The sequence below is a fragment of the Curtobacterium flaccumfaciens genome (assembly GCF_051548005.1).
Classification (GTDB): Bacteria; Actinomycetota; Actinomycetes; order Actinomycetales; family Microbacteriaceae; genus Curtobacterium.
Map to the genome: position 1 here is coordinate 1 of NZ_JBPUGH010000236.1, position 2,826 is coordinate 2,826.

Consider the following 2,826-nt stretch of genomic DNA (forward strand, 5'->3'; position numbering starts at 1 on the left):
GGCGGGCCGTCGTCGTCCTGGAGGCACGGGTCGGCTCGGGCGGTCAGCCGGCGGCGAGCAGGTCCCCCACCACGACGGGCTCGGGCACGAGCGTGACACCGAACCGGTTGAGCACCGTGACCTGCACGTACCGGGCCAGTTCGGCGACCTCGGCCGCCGTCGCTCCCCCACGGTTCGTCAGCGCCAGCGTGTGCTTCGACGAGATCGCCGCGCGTGACCCGGGGACCGCGTAGCCGCGGTGGACGCCGGCGTGCTCGATGAGCCACGCCGCACTGAGCTTGACGTGGTCGTCACCGGTCGGCCAGCGTGGCGCATCCGTGGGCAGGGTCTCGGCGAAGGACGCGGAGACGATCGGGTTCGTGAAGAAGGACCCGGCACTCCAGGTGTCGTGGTCGTCGCCGTCGCCGTCGAGCACCATGCCCTTCGACGCACGGAGGCGGAGGACCTCGTCGCGGACGGTCGCCGGTGCCACCCGCGTGCCGAGGTCGACCCCGAGGGAGCCGGCGAGCTGTGCGTAGCGGACCGGTACTCCGTCGGCTGACGCGGATCCGAGCCGGAACTCGACCGTGAGCACCACGCCCCGACGTCCGTGCTTGAGGGTGGACGAGCGGTAGCCGAGCGCCAGCTCGGCCGCGGGCACCCACGTGCGCTCCCCCGTCGACGCGTCGAGGAACTCGATCCGGGTGAGCACGTCGGACAGCTCCACCCCGTAGGCGCCGATGTTCTGCACGGGGGCGGCGCCGACCGTGCCCGGGATGCCGCTCAGTGCCTCCAGGCCGGTCCAGCCGTTCTCCACCGTCTGCGCGACGAAGGCGTCCCACGGCTCACCGGCCGCGACGCGGACGGTGACGCCGTCGGCGTCGGCGTCGGCGTCGTCCGCGAGCACTGCGTCGACACCGCGGGTGCGGACGAGCACGACCGTGCCGTCGAAGCCCGGGTCGGCGACGAGCAGGTTGCTCCCGCCGCCGACGACGAGCCAGTCGTCGTCCTGCCAGGCCGTGTGCGCGTGCTCGATCAGCTCGTCCGTGGTCGTCGCGGTGAGCAGGGTGCTCGCTGGACCCCCGACGCGGAGCGTCGTGAGGTCGGCGAGCCGCGCGTCCGACACGGTCAGCGGAACGCCACCGTGACCTGCGCCTTGCCGAGCACGGTCTGCCCGGCGGCGGTCACGGTGAGGTCGATGCGCTGCGGGCGGCCCGCGTCGTCCACGGTGCCGACCTTGGCGACGACGCCGACGGTCGCGCCGTCCTGGGGGTCGACGACCACGGGGCGGGTGAACCGCACGCCGTAGCGCGTCACCCAGCCGCGGTCGCCCAGCCACTCGGCGACCGGCTGGACGGCGAGGCCCATGGTGAGCATGCCGTGCGCGAGGACACCGGGGAGCCCGACCGACGCGGCGACGTCGTCGCGGTAGTGGATCGGGTTGAAGTCGCCGGAGGCGCCGGCGTAGCGGACGAGGGCGTCACGGGTGAGGTGTACCTCACGCTCGGCCACGACGGTGCCGATCTCGAGCGAGGTCGCGGGTGCGGTGGTCATGCGTCGTCTCCTCGGACCACGAGGGTCGACGTCGCCGTGACGACGTGCTCCCCCGCGGCGTCGTTCACGGTGCTCTCGGCGGTGACCATGGCGTTGCCGCCGAGGGTCTTCACGCTCGTCACGGTGAGCGTGGCGGTCAGTTCGTCGCCGGCGACGATGGGCCGGTCGTACGTGAAGGCCTGTTCCCCGTGCACGACCCGGGAGAAGTCGATCCCCGCGTCCGGCTCGGCGAGGAGCTGGGCGAGCGTGGCCTCCTGCACGACGACGGCGAAGGTCGGCGGCGCGACCACGTCGTCGTAACCGGCAGCACGAGCGGCCTCCGGCTCGTGGTGGATCGGGTTCGTGGCGAAGACGGCGCGGGAGAACTCGCGCACCTTCTCGCGACCGACCAGGTACGGCTGGGCCGGCGGGAACGTCCTGCCGACGAGCTCGGGGTTCACAGACACGACCGGCAGTCTACCGAGCGTCCTCCGACACCGGATGTCCATGAGGATGCATCGGCTAGGCTGTTCGGCAGCGACGTCGGGGGGTGTCGTGCGAGCTCGGGGAGGGAGCAGCCATGGAGGCACGGACGGAGTACGCGGTCCACACCGGTGATCGGCGCGCCGCGATGGAGGTCGCGAGCGCGGCCCTGCGGCGGAGCGGGCACGAGGTGACGTCGACCGGCGGGACCATCACCGCGCGGAGCGGGAGTCGGTTCCTCACGACCGTGCTCGGCGCACTCGTCCATCCCTCGCGGCAGTTCCGGCAGTACGAGGTGTCGACGACCGTGACCGGGGCCTCGACCACGATCACCGTCCGTCCGCTCCACCACGGGACCGCGGTGGTGGGTGGGACGATCGGTGCCGAGCGGCGTCGCACTGCCTGGCGACAGGTGACCGGTGCGGTCGAGGGCGCGTTGCGCTCCGCGGGGGTGCTCGTCGGGCGCACCGACCACGGCGTGCACTGATCGTCGGCCGCCGACGGCCACCGGCGCGGGCGCGGGCGCGCACCTGCTGTCGTGAGCGGCCGCCACGGGTGGGCGCACGGCACGGTGCGACCTCCGGCACACGGTGCGACGTTGTTTCCGCCGCACCGTGTGGACAACCTCGCACCGTGCTCGGCGAGCCCGCGACGCGAGCGGCCGCGGGTGGGCGCAGGCGAGCACGAGTGGGCGCACGGCACGGTGCGACCTCCGGCACACGGTGCGACCTCCGGCACACGGTGCGACCTCCGGCACACGGTGCGACCTCCGGCACACGGTGCGACGTTGTTTCCGCCGCACCGTGTGGACAACCTCGCACCGTGCTCGGC

General features: G+C 73.2%; 4 protein-coding genes. 1 reads left to right on the forward strand and 3 read right to left on the reverse strand.

Annotated features, from left to right (window positions below; genetic code table 11):
- Window positions 1-43: 43 nt before the first annotated feature.
- The 3 genes from ACSW7Y_RS16840 to ACSW7Y_RS16850 are packed head-to-tail and all read right to left on the reverse strand — an operon-like array spanning window position 44 to window position 1,979.
- Window positions 44-1,105, reverse strand: a complete 1,062-nt coding sequence (locus ACSW7Y_RS16840) for a UDP-N-acetylmuramate dehydrogenase (protein ID WP_438127376.1) — start codon at window positions 1,103-1,105, stop codon at window positions 44-46.
- 2 nt (window positions 1,106-1,107) lie between these two features.
- Window positions 1,108-1,533, reverse strand: a complete 426-nt coding sequence (locus tag ACSW7Y_RS16845; RefSeq protein WP_438127377.1) for a MaoC/PaaZ C-terminal domain-containing protein — start codon at window positions 1,531-1,533, stop codon at window positions 1,108-1,110.
- Window positions 1,530-1,979 carry an FAS1-like dehydratase domain-containing protein gene (locus tag ACSW7Y_RS16850; RefSeq protein WP_438127378.1) on the reverse strand — a complete coding sequence of 150 codons (450 nt, stop codon included), beginning with the start codon at window positions 1,977-1,979 and terminating at the stop codon, window positions 1,530-1,532. Before ACSW7Y_RS16850 ends, ACSW7Y_RS16845 begins: the two co-directional genes overlap by 4 nt.
- A gap of 113 nt (window positions 1,980-2,092) precedes the next feature.
- Between ACSW7Y_RS16850 and ACSW7Y_RS16855 the strand changes: the two genes are divergently transcribed.
- A complete protein-coding gene (locus ACSW7Y_RS16855) occupies window positions 2,093-2,482 on the forward strand; it encodes a hypothetical protein (RefSeq protein WP_438127379.1) in 390 nt (129 codons plus the stop codon).
- Window positions 2,483-2,826 lie beyond the last annotated feature (344 nt).